Here is a 25,071-nt window from a genome sequence, read left to right on the forward strand (position 1 = left end):
TGGTCGTAATTGGCTATTGGGTGGCCGCATCGCGGGCGCGATAGGCGTCGGAGATGTTGCTTTCCAGCAATTCCATATGGGTGCGGATCGTCGCCTCGATCCCTTCGGCGTCGCGGGCGCGCAGGCGGTCGACGATGGCGTCGTGCTGGCCCAGAACCGAGGTGCGGGCCAGAAGGTGGCTGGCCGACAAGAAGCGCGCGCGCCACAGGCGCGACAGGTAAGCGTCGTGCGTTTCGATCAGGGACGGGTTGTGCGAGGCGCGGGCGATGGCGCGGTGGAAATTCATGTCGAATTCAAAGAAATCCACCCGGTCGAGCGTTTCAAACTTGCGCGGCATGTCGGCGTTCAGGGCCACGATGCTGTCGATCTCGCGGTCGGACGCGTTGGTGCAGGCCAGCCGGCCCGACAGCGCCTCGAGCACGGACAGCACCTGCATTTGGTCCAGCACCTCGGCCAGCGAGGGGTCGGCGACGATGGGGCTGCGGGTGGGGCGCAGGGTCAACAGGCCGTCCTGGGCCAGGATGCGGATCGCCTCGCGCATGGGGGTGCGGCTGACGCCCATCTCGGTGGCGTTGTCGCGTTCCTTAACCGGGGCGCCGGGGGCCAGCTTGCCCAGCAGGATATCGCGCCTGAGCTGGGCGGCGATGCGTTCTGCCAGGGGTTCGGTGCCGGCGGTCATGCGCGCCGCTCCTTTCGCCAAAATGGGCCCGGTGCAGCGCCGAAAAACTATCCATTGCCGCGGTTCGGAATTCTGGTATACCAAAACTAACAGGCTGTCGAGGGACAAGCCTTTTGCAAGATATTTCGGGGAGGAAAGATGCGGCTGCAAGGCAAAACCGCCTTTGTGACGGCGGCGGGCCAAGGGATCGGACGGGCCGTGGTGCAGGCCTATCTGGCGGAGGGCGCCACGGTCACGGCGAGCGATATCAACGGTGATCTGCTGGAGGGTCTGGGCCTTGCCGAGGTGATGGCGCTGGACGTGACCGACAAGGCGGCGCTGACGCGCGAGGTCAACGCGGCCAAGCCGGATATCCTGGTGAACTGCGCGGGCATCGTGCATGGCGGCACGCTGGCCGAGGCCAGCGACGCGGAGTTTGATTTTGCCATGAACCTGAACGTGCGGGCCCAGTTCCACGCGATGCAGGCTGCGTTGCCGCATATGCTGGAACGCGGCGGCGGGTCGATAGTGAACATCGCCTCGGTCGCGTCGTCGATATTGGCGGCCCCGGGCCGGTTCATCTATGGCACCAGCAAGGCGGCGGTGATTGGCATGACCAAATCGGTGGCGGTGGATTACGTCAAGGCGGGGATCCGGTGCAACTGCATCTGCCCGGGCACGGTGGACAGCCCGTCCTTGCACGACCGGCTGCGGGCCACGGGCGATTACGACGCGGCGCTGAAAGCGTTCATCGCGCGCCAGCCCATGGGCCGGATCGGCACACCCGAAGAGGTGGCCGCACTGGCGGTTTACCTGGGCTCGGACGAGAGCGGATTTACAACCGGACAGGCCCACATCCTGGATGGGGGTTGGGCCGCGGGATAACGCATTTCTGGGAGGACAAAATGCACATACTAATCACGGGCGGTGGCGGGTTCATCGGCCAGAAACTGGCGCGCGCGCTGGCGGCGCAAGGTCGGCTGCGCGGGGCGGAGATATCGAAACTGGTGCTGACCGATCTGGGCGAGCCGGCGGCGATTGAAGCGCCGTTTGAGGTTGTGCGGTTGGCCAGCGACCTTTCCGACGGCTCATCGCGCGAGACGCTCTTCGCCGATCACGGCCCGTTTGACGTCATCTTCCACCTGGCCGCCGTGGTGTCGGGGGCGGCAGAGGCCGATTTCGATTTGGGCATCCGGGTGAACCTGTTTGGCACGCTGGGCCTGTTCGAGGCCGCCCGGGCGCAGGGCAACGCACCGGTTGTGGTTTACGCCAGCTCGATGGCGGTGCATGGCGGCATGGCGCCCGATCCGATTGTGGACGGGGTGGAGCTGAACCCGCAGACATCCTATGGCGCGCAGAAGGCGATGGGAGAGCTGTTGCTGACCGACATGTCGCGCAAGGGGTTTCTGGACGGGCGCGGGCTGCGGTTGCCGACGGTTTCGATCCGGCCGGGCAAGCCCAACGCGGCGGCCAGCAGCTTCATGTCGTCGATCTTTCGCGACACGATGCAGGGCAACCTGTCGAACTGCCCGGTCGATGAAAGCTATGAGCTGTGGCACACGGCGCCGCGCACGGTCATTCGCAACTTTATCCATGCCGCCGAGATGGACGGCGGGGCGTTGGGCGAAAACCGGTGCATCAACCTGCCGGGGCGCTGTGACAGCATTGGTGCGATGATCGCGGCGATGACAGCCGTGGCCGGGCCGGAACCCGCGACACGCATCACGTGGGACCGCGACCCGGTGATCGAGGCCATCGTGAACGGCTGGCGCGGGCGGGTGACGCTGGGCCGGGCGATCGATCTGGGGTTTGTCGCCGATGATAGTTTCGAGGACAGCGTGCGCTGGTTCCTGGAAGACGATATCGCGCGCTAGGCCGCCCGGCGGAAGGCCGGGCCGCCCCCTACCCCCGGCCGATAAACGGCATCTTGGTGGCCATGACGTTGACGAACTGAATATTCGCCTCGGGCGGCAGGCTGACCATATGGGCCACGGTGGACACCACGTTGGAGACATCCATCACCGGCTCTACCTTCACCGAGCCATCGGCCTGCGGCACACCGCGGGTCATGGCGTCGGCCATGTCGGTATGCGCGTTGCCGATATCGATCTGCCCGCAGGCGATGTCGAAGGCGCGGCCATCGAGGCTGAGCGAGCGGGTCAGGCCCGTCACCGCGTGTTTCGACATCGTGTAGGTGGCCGAGCCGGGGCGCGGCACATGGGCCGAGATCGAGCCGTTATTGATGATGCGCCCGCCCTGCGGAGACTGGTGCCGCATGATGCGAAACGCGTGTTGGGCGCAGAAGAACATGCCGTTGATGTTGATGTTGCACAGGCGCAGCCAATCCTCGGTCGGGACCTCGTCGATGGTGGCGGCGGGTACACCGATCCCGGCATTGTTGAACAGGACGTCCAGACCGCCCCATGCCGATTTGATCGTGTCAAAGGCTGTGGCAACGGCCCCCGGATCTGCCACGTCGCACGGCACAACCAGCGCGTTGTCGCGCCCGGCGGCCACGGCCTGCAATGCCTCTTCGCGGCGGGCCAGCAGGGCCACTTGATGACCCTGCCCAAGGAAATGTTCGGCGCAGGCGCGGCCAATGCCGCCCGATGCGCCGGTGATAACAATACGTTTCTGGCTCATATCAGCCCCTTAGTGGTTGTCGCGCGGCAAATCCTTCGCAACCTTGTGATAATTGGTGGCAAGCTCGATGCAACCACCATCGGCCAATTGCCCAACGGTGTTGCGATAGATCTCTTGCCAGGGGGTCTGGTTGTGGATCTCGGGCGGGGTCCAGGCGGCTTTGCGCGCCTCCCACTCGGCATCGTCAACCAGCGCGTTCATGGTGGAATTGTTCAGGTCCAGCCGCACCGCGTCGCCGGTTTCCAGATAGGCCAGGCCACCCCCCACAACGCTTTCGGGCGAGGCGTTCAGGATCGACGGGCTTTCCGAGGTGCCCGATTGCCGCCCATCGCCCACCGTTGGCAGGTGGTGGATGCCCTGCTGGATCAGCGCATCGGGCGGCTGCATGTTCACCACCTCGGCCGAACCGGGATAGCCCACGCAGCCCACGTTGCGGATGAACAGGATGCAGTTTTCGTCGATGCCAAGGTCAGGGTCGTTGATACGGTCGTGGTAATCCTCGGGGCCTTCAAAGACGATGGCGCGGGCCTCGAACACATTCTCGGAGCCCGGTTTCGACAGGAAACGCTGCTGAAAATCGGCCGAGATCACGCTGGTCTTCATCAGCGCGCTGTCAAAGAGGTTGCCCGACAGCACCTTGAACCCCGCATTCACCCGCATCGGCGCGTCGTAGGTTTTGATCACGTCGGTGTCCTCGCTGGCCCAGCCATCAAGGTTCTTGCCCATGCCCTGCCCCGTGGCAGTCATGGCGCTTTCGTGGATGCGCCCGGCCTTGCGCAGCTCGCCCATCACGGCGGGCACGCCCCCGGCGCGGAAAAAGCTTTCGCCCAGATATTCACCGGCGGGCTGCATATTGACCAAAAGGGGCACATCGAACCCGATGGTCTCCCAATCGGTCACGTCCAGCTTGACGCCCGCATGGCGCGCAATGGCCTGCAGATGCGGCGGCGCGTTGGTTGACCCACCGATGGCGGCGTTCACGACAATCGCGTTCTCGAACGCCTCGCGGGTCAGAATGTCCGAGGGTTTCAGATCGTCATGCACCATCTGCACGATCCGCTTGCCGGTCTCGTACGCGATGGCCATACGCTCGCGGAACGGTGCGGGAATGGCCGAATTGCCGGTCAGCGACATGCCCAACGCCTCGGCCATGGCGTTCATCGTGCTGGCGGTGCCCATCGTGTTGCAGTGCCCCAGCGACGGGGCCGAGGCGCAGACGCGGCTGATGAATTCGTCATAGTCGATCTTGCCCTCGCCCAGCAAACGGCGGCTTTCCCAGACGATGGTGCCGGAACCGGCCCGCTCGCCCTTCCACCAGCCATCCAGCATCGGCCCACCGTTCAGCGCAATGGCCGGCAGGTCGGCCGTGGCCGCCCCCATCAGCATCGCGGGCGTGGTCTTGTCGCACCCGGTGGTCAGCACCACCCCGTCGATCGGATAGCCATGCAGCACCTCGACCAGCGTCAGATAGGCCAGGTTGCGGTCCAGCGCCGCGGTGGGCCGCTTGCCGGTCTCCTGAATGGGGTGCACCGGAAACTCCATCGGGATGCCGCCGCCGTCGCGGATGCCTGCCTTGATCCGGTCCATCAGGAAGACGTGGATCTTGTTGCACGGCGACAGGTCCGAGCCGGTCTGCGCCACGCCAATGATCGGCTTGCCACCCTGCAATTCCTCGCGGGTAAACTCCTGGTTCAGGTAACGCTCCAGATAAAGCGCCGTCATGCCGGGGTTATTGGGATTATCGAACCATTCCTGGCTGCGAAAGGTCTTGTTGGCGCGGGTGTTTCCCATGTCTGTTGTCCTGAGTTTTGTGGCGGGTTAAGCCCGCCCGTGTTTTGGTATACCAGAATTCTTCCGATCTGGTATACCAGAATCAACACCATTTCCACCCCGCACATGGCGTGAAATTTCTTTTCAGGCGGATTTCGCAGAATTACCGCTTGTATCTCCCCCCTCAGGAACGCTAAACCGGCCAACGGAGACGTGGCCGAGTGGTCGAAGGCGCTCCCCTGCTAAGGGAGTAGGCGGGAAACCGTCTCGAGGGTTCGAATCCCTTCGTCTCCGCCACTTTCTCACCGTCCTCGTCTAGGTCGTCTTGGGTCAGGATGCATTAATTTACCGAGCGCTGCGTGGTTCACGGCTCCAAAAACCGAGCGGTGACCATGTCTGATCTTTTCTGGCTAACGGATGCCCAGTTGGCGCACCGTGAGCTCTTTATCCAAAGATACACTGCAAACCACGGGTCGATGATCGATGTGTGTTGAGTGGACATATCTTCATCAATCGCAATGGCTTACGCTGGCGCGATGCCTCTGCGGCCTATGGCCCACACAGTTGAAGGGACCGTGGCCCCGGTGGGGCCGCGCAAGCCCCGGAAACGCTCTACAATCGTTGGAAGCGGTGGAGCGATAAGGGCGTCTTTGCTCGGATGATGGCGGGTCTGGCTGCCGAACACGGCGAGAAGAAAACCGTGACGATCGATGCAACCTACATGAGGGCACATCGCGCGGCGACCAGTATGGGCGTCAAAAAGGGGGACGTGGACGCTAGACCTATCGAACCAAAGGCGGGATGAATACCAAGCTGCACGCCATTTCAACAGCCAAGGACGCCTGCTGAACCCGTTCGTGACGGCTGGTCAGGTCAGCGACTTTATTGGCACCCGGGCTTTACTCGGCAGCTTGCCCAAATGTCGACTGGCTCCTCGGGGATCGCGGCCATGACGCCGATTGGTTCCGGGAAGCGTTGAAAGACAAAGGGATACGACCACGCATCCCCAGCCGAAAGCAACGCAAGAAACCGGTGAAAATCGATAAGCGCCGCCGCAAACGCCGCAACCGGATCGAGATCATGTTTGGCAGGCCGAAAGATTGGCGACGTGTCGCAACACGATACGACAGATGCCCCCAGGTCTTCCTGTCAGCCATCGCACCCGCCGCTTTCGTCGTCCGTTGGCCATGAAGCCTGACCCTAGTTATGGCGCAACATTTTCAACGTTACAGGTGTTTGCAGGGAACGTGCCAGTGCCTGCCACGGCGGCCGCCTTGGTCAACAGTTGGGTCTTCGCGGGTCCCAAAAGTTGGAATGCCCGACTGCTGTTTTACTTGCAATTGAACAGCGCGGATGTAGGCAAGAGAACTGACAGCGCCCCGGATGTTTACATAAACAGGCTTTCGGCATAGATTCAAAAGCGAGTGAAAATGGTTAAACGCAGCGCCGATAGTTCGCAGAAATCTCAACCCACGATGCACGACGTCGCACGCGTCGCAGGCGTGAGCCAAATGACCGTGTCTCGCGTTATGCGTGGGACCGGCTACATCTCAAAAGACGTTAAACGTGAAGTGGTTAGAGCTGCCCGAGAGATTGGATACGTCCACAATCGGTTGGCCGGTGGGAACGCCACCTATGATAATCCAATCGTGGGCGTCGTTGTGCCCACGATGCAAAACCGGGTGTTTACCGAGGTTCTTTCAGGCGTCAACGAAGCGCTCAGCGAAAGTGGCTTGCGCCCGGTCTTTGGTGTTTCCGAGTATTCGCTTGAGGCAGAGGAAGATCTTGTTTTCGACCTGTTATCGTGGCGGCCTCGGGGGTTGATTCTGCCGGGCCTTGAACACACCGCTTCGCTGCGAAAAATCATCGCGCAAACCGGTGTGCGGGTGGCCGAGGTCATGGATGTCGATGGCGATCCGATTTCGGCCTGCTTTGGTGTTTCCCATGCCAAGGCGGGGGCGGACATGGCGAAACACCTCGTTGAACGGGGCTATAGAACCTTTGGATATGTTGGCAGCCAGGGGGGTGCCGACCTGCGCGCGGTTAAGCGGTTTGATGCTTTTGTCCGCGTCATCCGCGAGGCCGGGGGACGTCTGGTCTTCAACCAATCTCCGGAGGGGGCGACCTCGATGGAAGCTGGGCGCAGGATTACGCATGAGATTTTGCAACAGTCCGAAGCGCCACGCGCAATCTATTACGCGAATGATGACTTGGCCGCCGGTGGTATGATGCACTGTCTGGCCGAGGGAATTGCGATGCCCGACGAGGTTGCGTTGGCCGGCTTTAACGGGCTGGCGTTCCTGACGGCTTTGCCAAAGCTTCTGACGACAACCGTCACACCGCGCTTCGAAATTGGTACGGCAGCAGCAACGTGGCTGTCGCAGGCTGACGCGCCCGCCGACCCGCAGAAAATTGAGCTGTCGGCAGAGCTTAGAGTGGGCGAGACGACCTGACCTTCAATCGAGGCCCACATCGGGCACCCGTCCGCTGGTCGCGGCCCCAGCTGTCATGACAAAGCCGGGGTCGCTGATCTGTCGGCATCGATGGTTTGCATGGCTTTCGGGTGTCACCGCACCATCGTCATCCGGTTCCAATCGGCATAATCCGGAGAACCTTCGCCCTTGATCTCGCCCTCGTAGCCGAACTCGACCATGTGCGACAGCACCGACGTAGGGGTAGCGAAAACCACCGAATAGGCTTGCGGCAATTCCGCCGAGGACAACAATCGTGTAGCGGCGAAATCAGCCCAACCGGCGTGGTTGGTGCCACGCGGTGCCGAAAGCGGGATGCCATGAAGCGACCCGGTTAACGGCAAGTGGCAATGGCCGTGAAAGATATGACGGATCTTGTCCCGGTGCGGGGCAACCGTTTCGGCAAAACGATCCGCGTCCAAAAGCATGATCTTATCCATCGGGGCGACATGGATCGGAACCGGATTATGATGCATGAACAGCCAGACGGGCCCCTCGGCCTTGTCCAACTCGGCATCAAGCCATGCTGCACGGTCGATGCAGAAATGGCCGGCATGGGTTTCAGGCCCCCAAGTGTCCAGACAGATGGCGGTTCCAAGGGACAGGGGCGCGGTGTATTGCACAAACCCGCCCGGACCTTCCAACGCAGGGAAAGCGTCCAGCAGCGTGCCGCGGTCGTCGTGATTGCCGATCAATAGGTGAACCGGCATGGGCAAGGAGGACAAAAGACCCTTCAGGCGCTCGTAGTCCTCGGCGTCGCCCCAATCCGACAGGTCGCCCGTAATAAACAACGCTTCGGCGTCGCTGTGAAGCGTCATGGCGTGGGCAAGACCCTTGGCAAAGTTTGCGTTCGGGTCGCGCCCGCCGATTGTTTCGCCATCCTTGGTCAGGTGGATATCAGTGAAGTGCAGGAGTTTCATGGCCAACTTTCTTGGTCAATCCCGGGCACAAGGCGCCCGGGATCTCTGGTGTGAAGGGATTAGTCGAGCAGGTCCTGAACTTCCTCGGACAGCTCTTCTTGCAGCTCGGCCATGTCTTCATATTCGCCGGTCACGATGCCTTCGAGACCGTCATAGATGACCTGAGTGGCCGCCAGACCGTTGTCACCCGGATAGGCCTGCCATTCGCGCAGCAGAGGCAGTTGGCGCACGGCCGTGGCCTTGGCGGGGTTCTCGGCATAGAAATCCGCTAGGATGATTTCGTTGGCGGCCTGGTTCGGCGGCATGTAACCAGTGGTGCGCGCCACGTCTGCGGCACCTTCGCCCGACGTGATGAACTTGAGCCAAGCCCAAGCCGCAGCCAGCTGCTCGGGATCGTCCGAGGTCGAGGTCAGCAGGGCCGAGTTGCCACCTGCCGGCAGACCCATGGGGCCTTCAGCCGTGATGCCAGGGTACTCGTTGGTCACCAGTGTGAAGTCACCCATGGCGCGTTCCACGGCACCAACCGCCGAGGTCGACCAGTACATCATGCCCAGATCACCTGCCGAGAACGAAGCCAGTGCAGATTTCCATTCCAGGTTCTGCATTTCGCAGCCAGTGAAGATGTTCTGCATGGTTTCCAGGGCAACCAGGCCTTCGTCGCTGTCCAGCTGGAAGTCGTTGCCTTCGACGGTTGGCTTGTCCTGCGACCACATCAGAGCCTGCAGGAACCAGTTGCCGGTGATGTTCCAGCCCCAGAACATGGGGTTGTCAACGCCGGCTTCGCGCAGTTTGACACAAGCCTGAACAACGTCTTCCCAAGTGGCGGGCAGGTTGGTGGCGTCGTAGCCCGCTTTGGCCATCACTTCCATGTTGTAGTAACCAACCGGCAGCGAGATCGAGAAGGGCAGACCATAGACTTCGTCACCGAATGTACCCAGGTCCAGCATCGCCTTGTGGTAGCCGTCTTTTGCAAAATCGGCCTCGGCAGCGATGAATGGCTCCAGCGAGCGCGCGATGCCCTTTTCCACCAGGATCGCCTGACGGTTCAGACCCTGCATCGTCACATCGGGCAGGTTACCAGCAACGGCTTCGCGCAGAATGGTGTTGGTGCCATCTTCATACGACTCGTAGGTGGCGCGCATCTTGATTTCGATGTTCGGATGGGCCGCATAGAACTTGGGCAGGATTGCTTCGTAAGTCACGTCGAAGAGGTGGCTGTAAGGGTAACCGAATTCGACAACGATCTTGTCTTCTGCGGCAGCGGCGGTTGCAGCGAGCACAAAGCCCATTGCAGTCATTGCATATTTCATTAGTTTACTCCTGTTGCGGGGCCTGACGGTTTGGCGATTGGCGGACCCCAGTGATGAATCCCTTGCGGGATGCTTGTGGGTGCGTGGGCGACCACGCACCCTATTTCATGCCGGACAGCGTAATTCCCTCGATGAAGCGGCGTTGCGCCAGCAGGAAACAGACGATCAACGGGGTCACGATGATGCAGGCCGTGGCCATCATGGGGCCGAAATTATCGCCGTCCGCGTCTCCCTTGAACTCTCTCAGTCCCAGTGGCGGCGTAAACAGATCACGGTTCCCTGTGATCACGATGCGCGGCCAGAAATAGTCGTTCCAATGCGCCACCACGCTGAAGATGCCAAAGGCCATCAGTGCCGGAATGGCGGTAGGCAGCATGACACGCCAGATGATGGCGAACTCGGTCATCCCATCCATCCGCGCCGCGTCGATCAAATCGTCCGGCACGGTCATGAAAAACTGCCGCATCAGGAAAATGCCAAAAACTGAAATCGTCCACGGGATGATCAAGGCCGCATATGTGTTTGTCAGCCCGGCCTTTGCCAACATGATGTACAATGGCAGCGCGATGGCATGCACCGGTATCAGCAGGCAGAACAGGACCAACGCAAAGACAGCCTCTCGGCCCCAGAACCTGAGCTTGGCCAGCGCATAGGCACAGGGCAGCGCCACCAGAACCTGAATGACAAAGATCGACACCGTGACGATCAACCCGTTCAGAAGATAGCGGACCAAAGGTGCTTTTTCGAACGCCGTGCTGTAGTTGTAGATGATCGGATTAACCATGCAGTTTTCGGCCGCATTGCCGAGCTTTACGCAATAATCGTCTCGAAACGCCTCTTGCGCACCGATGAAGCCGCCGGTTTGTTGCATGATCTCGTGCGGGGCTTTCAGGGACAGGCTGATCATTGTGTAAAAGGGCAGCAACACGATCAATGCCCCCACAATCAGGATCGCATGGGTTGTCGCGGCGCCCGTGTTAAAGCGGAATGACTGTGCGCGGGCTTCAGACATAGTGCGTTCTCCGTTCCACAAGCCACCGTTGGATCACGGTCAGGACCATCACGAATGCAAGGAACACAACCGTAATCGCGGCCCCGATACCCATCAGGTTTTGCTGAATGCCTTTTTCGTAGATGGCGAACATCATGACAAAGACCGATTTCGACGGCCCGCCGCCTTGGGGATAGAACGCCTCGACCATGTCAAACACTTGAAAAGACCGGATAAAGCTGATCGTCACGACAAATACGGTTGTCGGCCCCAAAAGCGGCCATGTGACCAGGCGAAACCTGTCCCAACCTCGGGTCGCGCCATCCATTTCAGCTGCATCGTAAAGCTGGGGCGGAATAGAAGTCAGACCGGCGAGATACAGCACCATGTTGAACCCAAAGCCCTGCCAAACCCCGATGAAACTGACGGTCCAAATCGCATAGTCCCGGTCATTCAGCCACAACGGAAAGGTGCGTTCGCACCCTTTGGCGTACCATGGCCAGGCCTCGAGGAATGTCCCGCAGCCTTTTTCCAACGTTGAATTGATGATGCCGATGGTCGGATGAAAGGCAAATTCCCACACGATGGCCATTGCAATAAGGGCGGCCATGACCGGCAGGAAGTAAATGGTTTTGTAAAGGTCACCGAACCGCCCAAGGGAATGGATCAGCAGTGCCGCACCCAGCCCAAGCCCGACCGTCAAAGGCACAACCACAAAGACATAGCGAAATGTGGCAACAAACATCTTTTCATAGGTGGAGCGAGTGAAAATGCGCTCGTAGTTCTCGAGCCCCACGAATTCCGCCCCTTGGTTGCCAAGCGAGTAATCCGTCAGGCTCAGCCCCACCGCGATAAGGATCGGGATCAGCAAAACGATGAACATCAGGGCCATGGCAGGCCCGATAAACCAAAGATGCGCGCGGCTTTGCATGGTCACGCGACCTCGCGCGCAGGCGTCGTTGCCCGCAGGCGTCCGCCTTGGGCGTCAAAGACCAGCATGTCAGCCGGATCAAAGTCGAATGCCGCATTGTCGCCAAGTGCAATGCGGGCGGCGTCTTGCGGCGTCGCCCGCAGGACCAAAGGCTGCTGCAGGCCGGCCATTTCCAGATGCAGGAACACGTCGGCGCCCAGGTTTTCGCGATGCCGGACCGTCCCGCTGAAGCGACCCGCTTCTTTGAGCACAAGATGCTCGGGCCGAACACCCACGGTCACGGGTTGCCGGGTTGTCGTCATCGGCGCTGGTTTCGACACGCCAAGAACGTGCAACAAGCCATCGCCCTGTGCCTCGGCTGGCAAGGTGTTGATCGCAGGAGACCCAATGAAACGCGCAACCTCCAGCGTGTTGGGATCGAGATAGATCTCGTCCGGCGCGCCCACCTGCAGGATGTCCCCGTGCATCATGACAGCCATGCGATCTGACATGGTCAGGGCTTCGGCCTGATCATGTGTCACATAAACAAAGGTCGCTTTCAGGCGCCGGTGAAGCTCTGAAAGTTCTGCCCGCATATGCACACGCAAAGCCGCATCAAGATTGGACAAAGGCTCGTCCATCAAGAACGCAAGTGGTTTGCGCACCATGGCCCGCCCCAAGGCCACACGCTGACGCTGACCACCCGACAATTGCCCCGGCTTGCGGTCCATCAGCGCTGTAATCTTGAGTGTTTCGGCCACGTCACTGGCCTGCTTGCGCATGTCGCGATGCGGCCCGCGCGCGATAAGCGGGCCAACCACCGGCATTCGCTGCACCGGTGTCAGGTCCCGCATCCTAAGCGGTGTCATCATGTTTTCTGCGACGGTCAGGTGCGGGTACAAGGCATAGCTTTGAAACACCATGGCAAGGTTACGGTCAGCCGGGCGCACGCCGGTTACGTCGCGATCGTCAATGACCACCCGCCCTGAATCCGCGGCCTCCAGGCCGGACAGAATACGCAGCAGGGTGGATTTCCCACATCCTGACGGCCCAACCAGCGTGACGAACTCGCCATCCTGGATATCCAGTGACACACCTTTAAGGACAGGCGTGTCGCCAAACCGCTTTTCAATTTGGTCGAGTTGAATGCGCGCCATGGTCGTCTTTTGTCCGAGCAGTAAATTCGTTCGGACTAATCTTTGCCGATAGCAGGACACGATTCTGTAACGTCATATTAGCGAGACTTATGGGTGCTAAAGCCGCCACATGTCTGCCAGCACCCATCAAATGCGCGCCTTTGCCTGCGTGGTTCGCGAAGGATCGATCTCGGACGCAGCGCGGCTTTTGGGGGTGTCGCAGTCTGCCATTAGTCAGCACATCGCCAAGCTGGAAGCGACATTGGGGGCGCAGGTTCTTATTCGGCAACGCGATGGCATCGAACTCACGACGGCGGGTCAGAACCTGTTCCCGCTCGCCGACCAGTTCAACACGCTAGATCAGCAGATCACCGAACATTTGCGCGGTCACGCCACCTTGGAAAAGGGGAACCTGACGATCATCGCAAATGCCCCACAGCCGGCGCTGTCGCTGATCCACAAATACGCGCAGCAGTTTCCACAAGTGTCCATTGACTTCACGCTCTTTGATTGGGCGTCGGCCATGGAGCGCGTACGCGAGCGCCGCGTGGACGTGGCCATCATTACCGAGCCGCGCACCTCGGATGACTTGTATATCCAGCCACTTCTGAAGGCCCAGTACGTGTTATACGCCCGCATGGACCACCAACTGGCCAAGCGGCATATAATTTCTCTGCACGACGTTCAGCCCTATACGGTGATCCTGCCCGAGAAAGGGTCGCTTACCCAGCGTGTTATCTCAAAGTCGTTGGCGGACAGCGGCATCAAACCAAGCCGGCTTGTCACCATGACAACGTTCCCGGTTATGAAAGAAGCCATCCTGCAGGGCATCGGGGTTGGCTTTTTCCTCGAAGCCAGCTCGGTCAAGGAGGATCGATTGAAGGAAATCCGCGTGGTGGACCTGAAGCAGCAGTTTTCCACTTGTGTGGTGATCCCCAAACACAAACTCGGATTGCGGCTCACCGAGAGCTTTCTGCAAGTCGTCAATGCGTGAAGGCAGATCGGCCACCGTTTACGATCCTTCAGCTTCGAAACGCATGGGGTCCGCAACCGGATCGTACGGACAGCAAGATGTCTACCGCACTGGACGGTCCGCAGGAGCATTTTGACAACGGACGCGATCGCATTTTTTACAGGTCTCGGTAGCTGATCAGCTCGATACCAAGTTGATCCACGTGGGCAGCCAACTGAGCGCTGGTCAACGTTTCAAGGCACGACACGCGGTCTGCCGCGACATTTTCGTAACCGGCAAATCCGGTCGCATTCAGCTCGGCCGAGGGTGCGGCGGGATGGTCAATGAAAACGTATGTGCCGGCAGTCAGTCCGGCCAATGTTTCTTTGAAAGAAGCGACCCGCGACTGTGTATCTGTAGGCAAAGGCGGATAGCCCTTGATCCGCTCCAAGCCATCGCCCAACGCATCGTCGGCAAGACCGAACTCATCGCAAAGCTCGACAATGATATCGCCAAGGCGCGGGTCGAAGTCTCGGAAATGGCGGACCATGTGCCCGCTGATATGCGAAGCGTGTTTGAACATAGACCGGCCCAGCGCGATTTGCGCACGAAACTCGGCCGCCACCTCGTCCAGCGACCAGTTCATCTGTGACAGGCTGGGCCGGTCATTGCCCGCCCAGAGGGTGATCGATGCCGGAAAGCTCCCGTTTGCGTCTGTCAGGCTGGGCGCGTGTGTGAGTGGCCGCCATTTCACCGCCTCCCACTCGCTGGCAAGGGTCAGATGAATGCCGATATCGATCTCAGAATGCGGGTTATAAAGCTCGGCCGCGTGGGCTGTCCAAGCGCCGGGCATCATGACCTCGACGCTGCGGGCAATACCATGGGTGCAGGCGCGCAGACAGCCCACATTCGCGGACCAACTGGACCCGGCATCATCGGCGCGGACAAGAAGACGGATTTTGCTGCTCATAACACAGGTACAGTTCAATTTGACCCACAAGTTGCCACAGCTTGGCACAGCGTGCACGCCCTGAAAACACCTGAGGAAGCACTGTACGCTGGTAGCAATTCCTACGCCGCACAAAATTTGAACACCGCATTCAATTTGCACGTTTCAGGCGGCGAATTCCCAAGCGTTCGCCCCATCAGGGGTTACGCCACGGCATGAAAAAAATTGACTGACTGATCAAAATGCCGCCAACTTCCCGCAGTACGGGAGAAAAAAGATGAAAATTTCAATGCTAAGACGGACATTCCTTGCGGCGATGGTCGCATCGTTCGGCGTTATGTCTGCCGGTGTTGCGGCAGCAGAGAAGCTGAAAGTTGCCGCGATTTATACTCTGCCGGTGGAGCAACAGTGGATCAGCCGCATTCACAAGGCACTCAACACAGCCGCTGAACGTGGAGATATCGAATACTCATTCTCGGAAAGCGTGGCCAACACCGACTATGAGCGTGTCATGCGCGAATATGCCGAGCAGGGCATGCAGCTGATCGTGGGCGAGGTGTTCGCACTTGAACGCGCGGCGCGCAAGGTTGCCAAGGATTACCCGGAAACGGCGTTCCTGATGGGGTCGTCCTTTGGGCCTGTTGCGCCGAATTTCTCGGTCTTTGACAACTGGATTCACGAACCTTCCTACCTGACGGGCATGGTCGCCGGGGCGGCCACGGAATCGAACCTGATCGGTATGGTCGGTGGTTACGCAATCCCCGAGGTGAACCGCCTGATGCATGCGTTCATGGACGGCGCACGTGCCGTAAACCCAGAGGTGAAGTTCCTCGTGAACTTCATTGACAGCTGGTACGATCCGCCCAAAGCCAAGGAAAGCGCCTTTGCAATGATGGATGCCGGGGCCGACGTGATGTATGCCGAACGTTTCGGCGTGTCCGACGCCGCGGTAGAGCGGGGTATCAAGGCCATCGGAAACGTGATCGACACGTCGGGCGACTATCCGGGTACAATCATGGCCTCGGCCATCTGGCACATGGAAGCCACTGTCGACAAGGCGGTGTCGCAAGTAGCCGCTGGCACGTTCGAAGCAGCGGATTATGGTCAGTACAGCTTCATGGCTTATGGCGGCGGCTCGCTGGTGATGGACGAAAGCCTGGTGGATGCGGAAACCGTGGCTGCGGTGAAAGCAAAAGAAACCGAGATTCTGGACGGGTTGTTCCGCGTGAACGTGAACGACCAGCGCCCGGTATCAGACAATTGAACCCGTGGGCTGGCGGTCACCGCCAGCCCTCCTTTTTTGAAGTTTTTCCATGACTGACACCAAGGTTCTGAAGCTGAACGGGCTTAGCAAACGTTTTGGCCCTGTCGTAGCCAATGACGACGTGAGCCTGTCACTGAACCGCGGCGAGGTTCTGGCACTTCTGGGAGAAAACGGCGCCGGAAAGACGACCCTGATGAACATGCTGTTCGGCCACTACCTGCCTGACGCCGGTTCGGTAGAGGTTGCTGATACTCAGGGCAGTTTGCAGGCACTGCAACTGGGCCATCCGCAGGCCGCGTTGGCCGCGGGGGTTGGCATGGTGCATCAGCATTTCGCATTGGCCGAGAACATTAATGCGCTGGACAATATCACGCTGGGTTCGGAACCCATGTTGTCGCTGCGGCGCAACCGGCAGGCTGCGCGCGCCAAAGTCGAAGAGCTTATGGCGCGAAGTGGGTTGACCGCGCCCTTGGACGTTCCGGTTGGGCGTTTGTCCGTGGGCGAGCGTCAGCGTGTCGAAATCCTGAAGGCGCTGTATCGCGATGCCCGGATCCTGGTGTTGGACGAACCCACGGCGGTTCTGACACCGCAAGAGGCTGATACCTTGTTTGCCAGCATCAAGGCGATGACCAAGGACGGGTTATCCGTCATTTTCATCAGTCACAAGCTGCGCGAGGTTTTGGCCTTTTCCGATCGGATTGCTGTGCTGCGTCACGGGAAGAAAGTGGGCGAAATGCCCACCTCCGACGCAGACGAGAACATGATCGCTACCTTGATGGTGGGGGCGGAAACGCCAAAGGTCACACGGCAGGCCGCCACGCCGGGCACCCCTTTGTTCAGCCTCAAAAACGTGTCGGTTTCAGGGCGTTCAAAACGGGACACCCTGAACGACGTTTCGGTAACCGTTCATGCCAACGAAATTCTGGGGATTGCGGGCGTATCAGGCAACGGACAGACAGGCTTTGCCAACTTGGTGTCCGGGCTTGCTGTACCCAGCAACGGTACTTTGCACGTTCACGGCGAACAGATCGCCCACCCTACCCCGGCGGCAATGATCGAGGCCGGCATAGGCCGCATTCCCGAAGACCGCCATCACGAAGGGATTGTTGGCGCGATGAGCGTCGCCGAGAACATGGTGATCGAGCGCCTGCACGACCCCGAAGTTCAATCCCGCGGGCTTATGCGTCGCGAGGCCATTCAGGCCAATGCCGAAAGGCTTGCCAGGTCTTATGACGTGCGCGGACCGGGTACCGATGCCCCCGCGCGGCTGCTATCGGGAGGCAACATTCAGAAGTTGATACTGGCCCGCGTTTTCGAACGCTCTCCGCGGGTGATCCTGGCAAATCAGCCCACACGGGGGCTTGATATGGGGGCTGCGGCCGAGGTTGGACGCCGCCTGCTAGAGGCCCGCAACCGGGGAGCGGGCGTGATCCTGATCTCGGAAGACCTGGACGAAGTTCTGGGTCTGGCGGACCGGATCATGGTGATCCGCGACGGCGCGTTGATCGAAGCACCCAACCGAAACCGCACGCAAGTCGGGCTGATGATGGCTGGAGAACCCGCATGATCCGTATCGAGCCGCGCGAAAACCCGTCCCGAGCCTTTGCGCTGGGAATACCGGTGCTGTCGGCCCTGATTGCACTGGCCTTGGCCGCGATTCCCTTGCTGGCAGCCGGGGCCAATCCAATCGCAGCCTACGGGCAAATGCTGAAGGGCGTCTTTGGCTCGGTCTTTGCCATATCCGAAATGCTAACCCGTGCCACACCGTTGATTTTCACCGGGCTTGCTGCCGCCCTGGCTTTTCGCGCCAAGCTTTGGAATATCGGGGCCGAGGGGCAGCTGTACCTGGGTGCAATGGCCGCCGTTGCTGTTGGGTCGGGCCTGCTGGACATCTCGGGCGTTCTGTTGGTGCCGCTGGTCATTGTGATGGGTGCCGCGGCGGGCGCCGCGGGCATGGTGGCGCCGACCTATCTGAAAGTACGGTTTGGCGCGGACGAGGTTGTGACCACGCTGTTGTTGAACTTTATCATCCTGATCTTCTTGCAAATGATGCTGGAGGGTCCGCTACAGGATCCAATGAGCCTGGGCTGGCCACAATCCGCGCCGATCCTCGATCAAGGCGTGTTGCCACCGTTGATGGACCGGATGCGGGTGCATTCAGGATTGATCATCGGACTGGTTCTGGCTGCAGCGGCGCAGTTTATGCTGGTCCGTTCGGTCTGGGGCTTCAAACTGCGGGCTGTGGGTGAAAACGCCCCGGCGGCGCGCCATGCCGGCATCAATGTAAACCGCTCGTTATTTGGGGTCGCTGCAATTTCCGGTGCGTTGGCCGGACTGGCGGGTGTCAGCGAGGTTGCGGGCCTTAAGGGTTACCTGACGACCGACCTTTCGCCCGGCTTCGGATATACCGGCATCGTCGTGGCAATGCTGGCCGGGCTGTCACCGGCGGGCGTTGTCATTGCCGCGCTGTTCATCGCCTCGGTCTTTGTTGGCGCGGACAGCATGAGCCGCGCAATGGGTGTGTCGTCCTTTTTGGCCGATCTGGTCGTATCGATGTCGCTGCTTTGCGTATTGATCGGCGGTTTCCTTGCCAAGTTCCGGATCGAGCGAACCGGACGCCGGGGGGCCAAAGCATGATGGACCTGTTCAACATCCTTGTCACCGAAAGCTTTTGGGCCGCCTCTTTACGGATCGCTTCGCCCTTGATCTTTGGCGTTCTGGGCGCGCTTATCTGCGAGCGTGCGGGTGTACTCAATCTTGGGATCGAGGGGATCTTTGTCGTAGGTGCCATGTGCGGATGGATGGCGGTCTGGCTGGGTGCGGGGCTGTGGGGGGGCGTGCTTGTGGCGGCTTTGGCGGGCGGCCTGTTTGGACTTTTACACGCCTTTCTGACCGTGCCCCTGGGCCTGTCGCAACACGTGTCGGGGCTGGGCATTACGTTGTTTGCCACTTCGGTCAGCTATTTCACGTATCGAACCGCCTTGCCCAATGTCTCGTCCCCGCCGCGTATCGAACCGTTTCAGCCGATGGACGTGCCGATACTTTCCGATCTGCCGTTCCTTGGCCCGGTTCTGTTTCAACAAACCGCGCTGACATGGCTGGCACTGCTTATGGTCGCGCTGGTTTGGTACGTGATGGACCGCACCGCATTGGGCGTGGCGCTGAAGGCCGTGGGTGACAATCCAGACAGTGTCGACGCCCAGGGTTTGTCGGTCTACGCGCTGCGTATCTGGGCCATTGTTGCAGGCTCGGCCATGATGGCACTGGGAGGCGCTTTTCTGACAATGAGCGCCTTTGACGCCTTCTTCTTCGGGATGGTTAACGGGCGGGGGTGGGTCTGTATCGCGCTGGTGATCTTTGCATCATGGCGGCCGGGTAAGGCGTTGCTGGGTGCGCTTTTGTTCGGCGCCTTCGATGCGTTGCAGGTGCGTCTGCAAACAGAGATGGGCGCATTGGTACCGGGGCAGGTCTTCCTGATGGCGCCTTACATCCTGTCGATCGTCGCGCTTGTGATTGCAGCGCGGTCGGCGGATTATCCCCGTGCCCTTCTGACCCCGTGGTTCAAAGGCCAACGCTAGGAGAGACCCAAGATGTTCGACCTGATTGTCAGGAATGCCACCCTGCCCGACGACCGCACGGGACAAGACATCGCCTGTGTGAAAGGCAAAATCGCCGCGGTGGAACCTGGCATCGTCGCCGACGCCGCACAGGTCTTTGACGCCGCCGGGAACCTGGTTTCGCCGCCATTCGTCGACCCGCATTTTCACATGGACGCGACCCTGTCTCTGGGCACGCCGCGCATGAATGTCTCGGGCACGCTGCTGGAGGGTATCGCGCTGTGGGGCGAGTTGAAGCCCATTCAGTCGGTGGACGACATTATTGAACGCGCCATGCGGTATTGCGATCTGGCCGTGGCCAAGGGCATTGGCGCTATTCGCACCCATGTGGATACCTGCGATGACGAGTTGAAGGGCGTGCAGGCGTTGATAGAAGTGCGCGAACGAGTGCAAGACTATCTGGACCTGCAACTCGTCGCATTCCCGCAAGACGGTGTGTTGCGGGACGCCACGGCGTTGCAGAACACGGTGCGGGCGCTGGATATGGGTGTGGATGTTGTTGGCGGCATTCCGCATTTCGAACGCACGATGGCGGATGGTGCCGAAAGTGTCCGTTTGCTGTGTGAAATTGCTGCGGAGCGCGGGCTGATGGTCGACATGCACTGCGACGAAAGCGACGATCCACACAGCCGTCATATTGAAACGCTGGCCTATCAGACACAGCGATTGGGCCTGCAGGGGCGGGTTGCCGGGTCGCACCTGACATCGATGCATTCGATGGACAATTACTATGTCTCGAAACTTATTCCGCTGATCGCCGAGGCGCAGGTTCACGCCATTCCAAACCCGCTGATCAACATCATGCTGCAGGGCCGCCATGACACCTTTCCCAAACGGCGCGGGCAAACGCGCGTACGGGAATTGCGCGATGCCGGAGTCGTCGTGGGGTTTGGGTCGGACTGCGTGATGGACCCGTGGTATTCTCTGGGCAAGGCCGACATGCTGGACGTGGCTTTTATGGGGCTGCATGTTGGGCAATTGTCCAGCCGCGCCGACATGGCTTGGTGCTTTGACGCAGTCACGCGCACATCGGCACAAATCATGGGGCTTGATGGTTATGGTCTGGACAAGGGGTGCGACGCGAGCTTTGTGGTGCTTCAGGCCAACGATCCGATTGAGGCCATTCGGCTGCGTGCGCATCGATTGAAGGTTTTCCGCAAGGGAAAATGCATCGCAGAATCGGCGCCAATACGGCACAACCTGACGATTTCCGACAACACGCGGACATTGGACGAGGCCAAAATCTCATCCCTCTAGCCACACCGGAACATTGGGGCGGCTGCTTGACTGAACGGTCTGAATACGTGGCAACAGTGGTTTAACAAGGCGGGTCGTTATTCCCGCCGCCCGGCCAGCAACGCCGTGTTCCCCCCTGCCGCTGTCGTGTCGACGCAAACATGCTGTTCGCGCACAAAATGTTCCATCGCATCCGCTGTTGTCAGCAAAGGCAGGATCGCCCCGTCGCGCCCGGCAAGTGCCGTGCGGATTTTTCTTTTTGTGTCCGTATCGCCCCAGTACGCGACCCCGGTAAAGCCGCTGAACTCACCAAGCCTTGCAGCGTCGCAGGTACCGATGACACCAACAGACCCCATGGTCGAAGCAATTAACGCCTGCCGCTCTGCAAGGCTTCCGGGCCCCATACACAGCACCACACCGCGCCCGCTGGTCGTCAGAATGTTGCTTTCGCCTGTTGGGCCTGCCAGGGCTTTTTGGTCCACGACCCTTGGTTTGAACCGCGCATTTGCGTTGTCGATTTCGGCCTGCCCTATCTGTGGAAGCTGCGCAGTGGTACGCGCTGCGACGACTTCCCTTTCCGCTTTCACGAATTGCGTCAGGTAGCGCGCGCCGCCAGCCTTTGGGCCGGTACCAGACAGCCCCTCGCCGCCGAATGGCTGTGAACCCACCACCGCGCCGATCTGGTTGCGATTGACATAGACATTGCCTGCGCGGATCGCCGCCGCTGCCTCGGCAGCCCGGCTTTCGATCCGGCTGTGAAAACCGAAGGTCAACGCATAGTCGGAACAGTTGATGTCTGTAATCACCTTCGCAATATCACCAGCCCCGAAACGGCAAACATGCAGCACGGGTCCAAAAACTTCGGCCTGCAGGTCTGATATTCCGTCGATCTCGATGATGGTCGGCCCAACAAAAGTTCCGGTTTCGGGGGCAGCAACCTGTTTCAGGACACGGCCCTTGCACGCCGCAATATGTGCTTCGATGTTTGCCTTTGCGCGTGCATCGATTACCGGGCCGATGTCTGTGGCCCGGTCCAGTGGATCACCGACGATCAGTTCGTCCATGGCGCCAATCAGCATGTCCAGAAACGGTGCGGCAATATCGTCCTGAATATACAGAACACGCAGGGCCGAGCATCGCTGCCCCGTAGACTGAAACGCGGACGCGACAATGTCCTTGATGGCCTGTTCGGGCAAAGCAGTGGAATCCACGATCATCGCGTTCAAGCCACCGGTTTCAGCCAGAAGGCTGGCGTCAGGATGCAGGTTTTCGGCCATGGTCCGGTTGATCGCATGTCCGGTTGCCGTTGAGCCGGTGAAACACACGGCATCCACCTTGGGATGCGAGGTTAGCCGCGCCCCCACGTCGGCACCATAACCGGGCAATAATTGTAATGCTTCCATCGGAACCCCGGCCTCATGCATAAGTTGAACGGTAAGAAATGCAGTCAACGGCGTTTGCTCTGCCGGTTTCGCCAGTACAGCGTTGCCCGTCGCCAGGGCCGCACTAACCTGACCTGTGAAGATCGCCAATGGAAAATTCCAGGGGGAAATCGCCGCCACGATGCCTTTGGGTCGTGCGCGGGGATGGCGAGCAGCCCGGGCTGCGTAAAAGCGAAGAAAATCCACAGCTTCGCGCAGTTCCGCGTCGATATCCGTCAGCGTTTTGCCTGCCTCGCGAGACAACAATGCGGCGAATTTCGGTCTGTTCCCCTCAAGCAGTTCCGAGACCCGATTCAGCGTTTCCTGACGTACCGCCAGAGGCGCAATTTGCGCCCATGGGACCGCCGCCGCAATCGCTGCGTCGACGGTTGGACCATCGGCGCTCCTTACCGTTCCGACAACGTCCGTCGGATCAGCCGGGTTGATCACATTCTCTTCCCCTAAGGCGTGCCAATTGGGCACGGTAAGGGGATGCGCGGTAAAACAATTCTGCAAGTATGGCGCGCGATCCTTTTCCAAAGCTTCGACATCGCAGATGTTTTGAAGGTTCAGACCCGCCGAGTTCAACCGTTCGGGCATAAACAGATCTACGGGCTGACGCAGGGCGGCATTCGTTACCCTGCCCTCGCCGAGCTGTTCAAACGGATCGGCAACCACGTCAATTGTCGGAATGCCTTTGTCGACGATCTGATTGACGAACGAGCTGTTTGCGCCGTTTTCCAGAAGGCGTCGCACCAGATAAGCCAGCAGTTCTTTGTGCGTTCCAACGGGCGCGTAGATACGACACAGAGCATTGTTCTCTTGCCGGTTCACATCATGCAGTGCTTCGCCCATGCCGTGAAGACGCTGAAATTCGAACCCTGTTGTGTTGCCTGCCATTTCGACCACGGCCGCAACGGTGTGGGCATTGTGGGTTGCAAACTGTGGATAGATACGATCGCGCATTCCCAACAGCTTTGCAGCGCAACAGATATAGGACACATCGGTTGCGGCCTTGCTGGAGAACACGGGAAACCCACTCACACCTTGTATTTGTGCTTGCTTGATCTCGGCATCCCAGTAGGCGCCTTTCACAAGCCGTACCATGATCTTGCGGTTCTCGCGCACGGCCAGTGCGTGCAACCAGTCAATGACCCAGCCCGCTCTTTTGCCATAAGCCTGCACAACGACGCCAAACCCATCCCATCCGGCAGGTAACCGCTTCAAGGTGGCGTCGATGATTGCAAGCGATGGGTCAAGCCGGTCTGCCTCTTCCGCATCAATGTTCAAGCCGATGTTGAACCGAGCAGCCTGCATGCAAAGGGTCGTCAATCGATCTGAAATTTCGGAAACAACCACTTTGCCTTTGAGAAATTCATAACGAGGATGCAGGGCGGACAGCTTGACCGAGATTCCCGCACGCGTGGCGACGTTGGTGCCCGTCGATGTCCGTCCGATGTGGTGAATGGCCGACAGGTAGGCTTCAAAAAACGCCTTTGCATCTGCCGCTGTCATGGCGGCCTCGCCCAGCATGTCGTACGAATAAGTGTAGCCCTTTGCTTCAAATGCGGTGGCTCGACCGGTTGCCTTTTGAATCGTTTCTCCCAGAACAAACTGATGCCCCAGTTCACGCATGACACGGCCAACCGCGGTACGGATGACTGGTGCACCCAGACGTTTTGTTGCCGTTCTAAGAGCCGCACCCACACCGGTTCCTTCCGCATCGGACATCAACTGGCCCGTCAGTGACAGGGCCAGGGTCGAGGCGTTGACCACGTGGTTCTCGGACTGACCTGCGTGCCGCATCCACGCGCGACCTGTGGTTTTGTCTTCGATCAGGGCATCTTTGGTTTCGGCATCAGGAATGCGCAGCAAGGCTTCGGCCAAGGTCATGATGGCGACACCCTCTTCCGAGGATAAACCGTATTCCCCCAAAAACGCCTCGGTTATTCCCGGCTTGGTGTCGGATCGAACGGTGTCCACCAGGTGCGTAGCACGATCAACGATGCGTTTTCTTTGTTCAGCCGTTGGAGCGAACCGTTTGGTAAGTTGCCCAAGAACAGCCGTGTCCGCAGCCGTGTAATGCGCCTGCATTTCTGATCTGATCGCAGTCATATTCATCAAAAGCAACTTCTGTTGGGCGCGACTAAAGCTGTCGCCTTCTGTTCCGGACCGTCAGCATGGCCGAGTTCAACACAGTCAGCTTAGCGAAACGCGACTGGACGAAATTCCTGCTTTTCCGAATACTGAGGTACAATTTACCGAATTTGTGCGAAACTGTAGTGCATAGAACTACGACTAAACGCGCCCTTAGTCCTGCTCGGGGTGCTTTTGCGAAGGAGAAAAGATTGGCTTCTGCGTCACTAGACGACTTCGACATTAAGATCATTAAGGCGCTGGGGCAAAACGCCCGGATCAGTGTTGCCGATCTTTCCAAACAGGTTGGGCTTTCAAAAACACCGTGCCACAATCGCATCCGGCGGTTGGAGGCAGAGGGGTTTATCACAGGCTACCGCGTGCTGTTGGATCCGGTAAAACTGGACCTGAGCCATGTTGCTTTTGTGGAAGTGAAACTGAGTTCAACACGCAGTTCAGCGCTGAGCGAATTCAACGCAGCGGTGCGTGACCATCCCGAGATCGAGCAGTGCCATATGGTGGCTGCCCACTATGATTACCTACTGAAAGTTCGGGGCTCGGACATGCGAGCATTCCGCGAATTTTTGGGCGGAACAATTGCCATGTTGCCACATGTTCAGACCACATCAACCCATGTGTCGATGGAGGCCGTAAAGGACGACGCAGTGTTCTGAGGAGATACATGAG

General features: G+C 59.4%; 20 protein-coding genes, 1 tRNA gene and 1 pseudogene. 12 read left to right on the plus strand and 10 right to left on the minus strand.

Going from position 1 to position 25,071, the window contains the following annotated elements; translation table 11 throughout:
• Window positions 1-13: 13 nt before the first annotated feature.
• The gene (locus ACMU_RS09105; RefSeq protein WP_035258588.1) at window positions 14-679 is read right to left on the minus strand and encodes a GntR family transcriptional regulator; all 666 of its coding nucleotides are present in this window, start codon (window positions 677-679) and stop codon (window positions 14-16) included.
• 138 nt (window positions 680-817) lie between these two features.
• On the opposite strand from ACMU_RS09105, the gene ACMU_RS09110 reads away from it, so the two are divergent.
• A complete protein-coding gene (locus ACMU_RS09110; protein ID WP_035258590.1) occupies window positions 818-1,543 on the plus strand; it encodes an SDR family oxidoreductase in 726 nt (241 codons plus the stop codon).
• A 20-nt stretch (window positions 1,544-1,563) separates the two neighbouring features.
• The gene (gene denD, locus ACMU_RS09115) at window positions 1,564-2,532 is read left to right on the plus strand and encodes a D-erythronate dehydrogenase (RefSeq protein WP_035258910.1); all 969 of its coding nucleotides are present in this window, start codon (window positions 1,564-1,566) and stop codon (window positions 2,530-2,532) included.
• Window positions 2,533-2,560: 28 nt separating this feature from the next.
• Here denD and ACMU_RS09120 read toward each other — a convergent pair whose 3' ends face one another.
• Both ACMU_RS09120 and ACMU_RS09125 read right to left on the minus strand, forming a co-directional pair.
• The gene (locus ACMU_RS09120; RefSeq protein WP_035258592.1) at window positions 2,561-3,301 is read right to left on the minus strand and encodes an SDR family oxidoreductase; all 741 of its coding nucleotides are present in this window, start codon (window positions 3,299-3,301) and stop codon (window positions 2,561-2,563) included.
• 9 nt (window positions 3,302-3,310) lie between these two features.
• Entirely contained in the window at window positions 3,311-5,092 is a 1,782-nt protein-coding gene (locus ACMU_RS09125) for an IlvD/Edd family dehydratase (protein ID WP_035258594.1), read from the minus strand.
• Window positions 5,093-5,278: 186 nt separating this feature from the next.
• On the opposite strand from ACMU_RS09125, the gene ACMU_RS09130 reads away from it, so the two are divergent.
• The 3 genes and pseudogenes from ACMU_RS09130 to ACMU_RS09140 all read left to right on the plus strand — a co-directional run bounded on the left by ACMU_RS09130 (window position 5,279) and on the right by ACMU_RS09140 (window position 7,524).
• Window positions 5,279-5,368 (plus strand) — tRNA-Ser (locus ACMU_RS09130).
• Between the two features lie 95 nt (window positions 5,369-5,463).
• A pseudogene (locus ACMU_RS19055) lies at window positions 5,464-6,262 on the plus strand (IS5 family transposase).
• A gap of 284 nt (window positions 6,263-6,546) precedes the next feature.
• The gene (locus ACMU_RS09140; RefSeq protein WP_035258912.1) at window positions 6,547-7,524 is read left to right on the plus strand and encodes a LacI family DNA-binding transcriptional regulator; all 978 of its coding nucleotides are present in this window, start codon (window positions 6,547-6,549) and stop codon (window positions 7,522-7,524) included.
• 113 nt (window positions 7,525-7,637) lie between these two features.
• Here ACMU_RS09140 and ACMU_RS09145 read toward each other — a convergent pair whose 3' ends face one another.
• The 5 genes from ACMU_RS09145 to ACMU_RS09165 all read right to left on the minus strand — a co-directional run bounded on the left by ACMU_RS09145 (window position 7,638) and on the right by ACMU_RS09165 (window position 12,830).
• On the minus strand, window positions 7,638-8,462 hold the full coding sequence (locus ACMU_RS09145) for a phosphodiesterase (RefSeq protein WP_035258596.1): 825 nt from the start codon (window positions 8,460-8,462) through the stop codon (window positions 7,638-7,640).
• A 59-nt stretch (window positions 8,463-8,521) separates the two neighbouring features.
• On the minus strand, window positions 8,522-9,772 hold the full coding sequence (locus tag ACMU_RS09150) for an extracellular solute-binding protein (RefSeq protein WP_035258598.1): 1,251 nt from the start codon (window positions 9,770-9,772) through the stop codon (window positions 8,522-8,524).
• Window positions 9,773-9,872: 100 nt separating this feature from the next.
• A complete protein-coding gene (locus ACMU_RS09155) occupies window positions 9,873-10,784 on the minus strand; it encodes a carbohydrate ABC transporter permease (protein ID WP_035258600.1) in 912 nt (303 codons plus the stop codon).
• Window positions 10,777-11,694 carry a carbohydrate ABC transporter permease gene (locus ACMU_RS09160; protein ID WP_035258603.1) on the minus strand — a complete coding sequence of 306 codons (918 nt, stop codon included), beginning with the start codon at window positions 11,692-11,694 and terminating at the stop codon, window positions 10,777-10,779. Before ACMU_RS09160 ends, ACMU_RS09155 begins: the two co-directional genes overlap by 8 nt.
• Before the next feature lie 2 nt (window positions 11,695-11,696).
• The gene (locus ACMU_RS09165; RefSeq protein ID WP_035258605.1) at window positions 11,697-12,830 is read right to left on the minus strand and encodes an ABC transporter ATP-binding protein; all 1,134 of its coding nucleotides are present in this window, start codon (window positions 12,828-12,830) and stop codon (window positions 11,697-11,699) included.
• A gap of 130 nt (window positions 12,831-12,960) precedes the next feature.
• Between ACMU_RS09165 and ACMU_RS09170 the strand changes: the two genes are divergently transcribed.
• Window positions 12,961-13,803: a LysR family transcriptional regulator gene (locus tag ACMU_RS09170; RefSeq protein WP_161635655.1), complete on the plus strand. Its 843-nt coding sequence runs from the start codon at window positions 12,961-12,963 to the stop codon at window positions 13,801-13,803.
• A gap of 136 nt (window positions 13,804-13,939) precedes the next feature.
• Here ACMU_RS09170 and ACMU_RS09175 read toward each other — a convergent pair whose 3' ends face one another.
• A complete protein-coding gene (locus ACMU_RS09175; RefSeq protein ID WP_035258608.1) occupies window positions 13,940-14,731 on the minus strand; it encodes a ChbG/HpnK family deacetylase in 792 nt (263 codons plus the stop codon).
• A 256-nt stretch (window positions 14,732-14,987) separates the two neighbouring features.
• On the opposite strand from ACMU_RS09175, the gene ACMU_RS09180 reads away from it, so the two are divergent.
• From ACMU_RS09180 to ACMU_RS09200, 5 genes are read left to right on the plus strand one after another with little or no spacing between them, the layout of a single operon-like run.
• Entirely contained in the window at window positions 14,988-15,974 is a 987-nt protein-coding gene (locus tag ACMU_RS09180) for a BMP family protein (protein WP_035258609.1), read from the plus strand.
• A 49-nt stretch (window positions 15,975-16,023) separates the two neighbouring features.
• Window positions 16,024-17,541: an ABC transporter ATP-binding protein gene (locus ACMU_RS09185; RefSeq protein ID WP_035258610.1), complete on the plus strand. Its 1,518-nt coding sequence runs from the start codon at window positions 16,024-16,026 to the stop codon at window positions 17,539-17,541.
• The gene (locus tag ACMU_RS09190) at window positions 17,541-18,611 is read left to right on the plus strand and encodes an ABC transporter permease (protein ID WP_407636992.1); all 1,071 of its coding nucleotides are present in this window, start codon (window positions 17,541-17,543) and stop codon (window positions 18,609-18,611) included. Before ACMU_RS09185 ends, ACMU_RS09190 begins: the two co-directional genes overlap by 1 nt.
• A complete protein-coding gene (locus ACMU_RS09195) occupies window positions 18,611-19,552 on the plus strand; it encodes an ABC transporter permease (RefSeq protein ID WP_035258915.1) in 942 nt (313 codons plus the stop codon). Before ACMU_RS09190 ends, ACMU_RS09195 begins: the two co-directional genes overlap by 1 nt.
• 12 nt (window positions 19,553-19,564) lie before the next feature.
• Entirely contained in the window at window positions 19,565-20,848 is a 1,284-nt protein-coding gene (locus tag ACMU_RS09200; RefSeq protein ID WP_035258614.1) for an amidohydrolase family protein, read from the plus strand.
• A gap of 77 nt (window positions 20,849-20,925) precedes the next feature.
• Here the strand turns inward: ACMU_RS09200 and putA are convergent, their stop codons facing one another.
• Window positions 20,926-24,369: a bifunctional proline dehydrogenase/L-glutamate gamma-semialdehyde dehydrogenase PutA gene (gene putA, locus ACMU_RS09205; protein ID WP_035258616.1), complete on the minus strand. Its 3,444-nt coding sequence runs from the start codon at window positions 24,367-24,369 to the stop codon at window positions 20,926-20,928.
• Between the two features lie 59 nt (window positions 24,370-24,428).
• Between putA and ACMU_RS09210 the strand changes: the two genes are divergently transcribed.
• Window positions 24,429-25,058, plus strand: coding sequence for an Lrp/AsnC family transcriptional regulator (locus ACMU_RS09210; RefSeq protein WP_081805465.1), 630 nt, complete (start codon window positions 24,429-24,431; stop codon window positions 25,056-25,058).
• The last annotated feature ends 13 nt before the right edge of the window (window positions 25,059-25,071 follow it).

Source organism: Actibacterium mucosum KCTC 23349 (assembly GCF_000647975.1).
Lineage (GTDB): Bacteria > Pseudomonadota > Alphaproteobacteria > Rhodobacterales > Rhodobacteraceae > Actibacterium > Actibacterium mucosum.